Source organism: Vibrio sp. M260112 (assembly GCF_036533775.1).
In the GTDB taxonomy this organism is placed as follows: domain Bacteria; phylum Pseudomonadota; class Gammaproteobacteria; order Enterobacterales; family Vibrionaceae; genus Vibrio.
The window spans coordinates 1-1,986 of sequence record NZ_JATABH010000125.1 but is presented as its reverse complement, the minus strand read 5'-3'; the positions used below and the strand labels follow the sequence as shown (position 1 = coordinate 1,986).

The 1,986-nt window shown below is 40.4% G+C and carries 3 protein-coding genes and 1 pseudogene; 3 read left to right on the top strand and 1 reads right to left on the bottom strand.

Annotated features, from left to right (window positions below; all coding sequences use genetic code 11):
• Nucleotides 1-156: 156 nt before the first annotated feature.
• From QTN95_RS20395 to QTN95_RS20385, 3 genes and pseudogenes are all read left to right on the top strand, one after another.
• A pseudogene (locus QTN95_RS20395) lies at nucleotides 157-447 on the top strand (ABC-three component system protein); the annotation flags it as partial.
• A complete protein-coding gene (locus tag QTN95_RS20390; RefSeq protein ID WP_053305761.1) occupies nucleotides 444-941 on the top strand; it encodes a three component ABC system middle component in 498 nt (165 codons plus the stop codon). The pseudogene QTN95_RS20395 and the gene QTN95_RS20390, both read left to right, overlap by 4 nt.
• Nucleotides 942-1,874 (top strand): hypothetical protein, encoded by a 933-nt coding sequence (locus QTN95_RS20385; protein ID WP_331418810.1) that lies wholly within the window; start codon nucleotides 942-944, stop codon nucleotides 1,872-1,874. It abuts the gene before it with no gap.
• On the opposite strand, the gene QTN95_RS20380 is transcribed toward QTN95_RS20385, so the two are convergent.
• A partial coding sequence (locus QTN95_RS20380; protein ID WP_331418354.1) for a transposase domain-containing protein occupies nucleotides 1,871-1,986 on the bottom strand: 116 nt, incomplete at its 5' end. The two genes, QTN95_RS20385 and QTN95_RS20380, sit on opposite strands and share 4 nt — an antisense overlap.

The window sequence follows — 1,986 nt, the reverse complement described above, 5'->3', positions numbered from 1 at the left end:
CTCTGCGCGGTCAGGTAATGTTAGAATCATGAGAACTCGGTAACGGTTGTAGGTTTGTATGTTTGGCGACTGATCAGATCGCTCAAACGGTACCGAGTTCCCTTCTTTTTCTACAAACCAGTGATCTATATTTAGGAACAGTTATTTAGTTGGCATCGTCAAGGGCTTTTGTTGCCTGGAGAATTAAAGAAATACGAAGATAAGATATATGAAGAGTGGGAGATACATTTTGACCATGTACAAATGACACAATGTGATTTGCCTTTGGAAAATCAAGGAGCTTCAGTTTATACGAAATGCCAGACTAATGGTCTGAAGAGAATTCGTCCTCAATTTGACGGTGATTATGTTGCAAGGGGCACTTATCATATTTTAGCTGATGAGGCTCGGATAGGTTGGCATCCTCAATATGAAGAAATTTTTGGTTTCAATAAGGGGGAAGAATGACTAACCGTAGTTGTTTATCTCAAGATGAAAGCGCGTTGTATAACGAGGCGTATATTGGGTTTCTTTTGTATTCTATTATTCGAGAGCATGAACAGTCTTCAGGTAAAGGCTTGAGTTCAAACTTAGCTTTTCTAGCGGTTCCGCTGTCTGCAAATCGAATCTTTTCATCTAGACTGCCAAGCTCAATCACTACCTCGATAGATAAATGGGTAGGTCAAAATGATGGCTATATCGCTTTACTTCCTGAATTAGTCGAAGGTTTTGTCCCCATCGTTATTGAAGCGATCCAGTTTCTATCTATCACAGGGGCTATAAAAATGGACAGTGAATGCAGATTATTTGTAGCAAGCTCCTCTTTACCTAAGTCCCCGACATTATTTGATAAAAGTACAGATATGAAAGAAAGCCTCAGAGCGGCTCGCCTTCTCGGAAGGTGGTTTAGTCAATTTGATTCAGACGCTACAGCTTATGCAAAGCTTGGAGTTCGACCATAAATGCAAATTAAAAGTATCAGTGTATACAGTAAACATGGTGAGAGAAACGATGTTACGTTTAGTCGCGGTTCTCTAAACATACTTACAGGGGCCTCAAAACGAGGTAAGTCTCAGCTTATCGAAATTATTGACTACTGTCTTGGGCGAAGTGAGTGTAATGTCGCAGATGGGCTAATTACTGATGTAGTCTCGTGGTATTCCGTTTTATTAGAGTTAGATGATTGCCAAGTGTTTATCGCGAGAAAGGCTCCTGATGAAGGCATGAAATCGAGCACAACTTGTGACTTGAGAGTTTCTCACAGAATCGACTTACCGATTTATGACGAGCTGAGGCATTCTACAAATGTTTCTGGAGTAGAGGATTTCCTATCTCGTAGATTGGGTATATCTGAATATGTCACACAAGTTCCAGATGGAAATACTCGTTCGAGTATATCTATATCATTTAAACACACAAAATCATTTTTGTTTCAGGCTCAAGAAGAGCTTGCATCTAAACGTGTACTCTTTCATAGGCAGGCAGATCCTTTTATTCCCCAATCCATCAAAGACACACTACCGTATTTTATAGGTGCTACCAATGAAGATCACTTAAAAGATATGGAAAAGCTGAGAAGACTAAAACAAGAACGTAGTCAATTGCGAAAGAAAATTAGGGAAATAGAGCAACTTAAAGGAGATGGACTACAGAAAGGAAGAACCCTACTATCAGAAGCTATTGCTCATGGTCTCACTGACGAAAATATACATGTATCAGACGTAAACCTACTAACTACTCTGACTAATATATCACTCTTAGACTTAGATTCTCCAGAGCTTAAAGTGTTTGACGAAGATCCTCTCCGAAAACTGGAAAGAGAAAGAGATGAACTCTTAGAGCAAAAGAAAGTTGTAAGGTATCCGCCCCATGATCCCACGGGGCGACACTGCTAGTGTTTGAAGTTCCAAGGCAGGAGCGCATCGATATCTGGCTCCGCTTTCGCCAGCTCTTTCATACACTTGACCATATAGTCGTAAAGGATAAGACCATTGGCTTTCGCGGTCT

What these genes read in the sequence shown, in the direction of transcription:
- QTN95_RS20385 (WP_331418810.1), top strand. Translation starts at nt 942, where the DNA reads ATGCAAATTAAAAGTATCAGTGTATACAGTAAACATGGTGAGAGAAAC.
- QTN95_RS20390 (WP_053305761.1), top strand. Translation starts at nt 444, where the DNA reads ATGACTAACCGTAGTTGTTTATCTCAAGATGAAAGCGCGTTGTATAAC.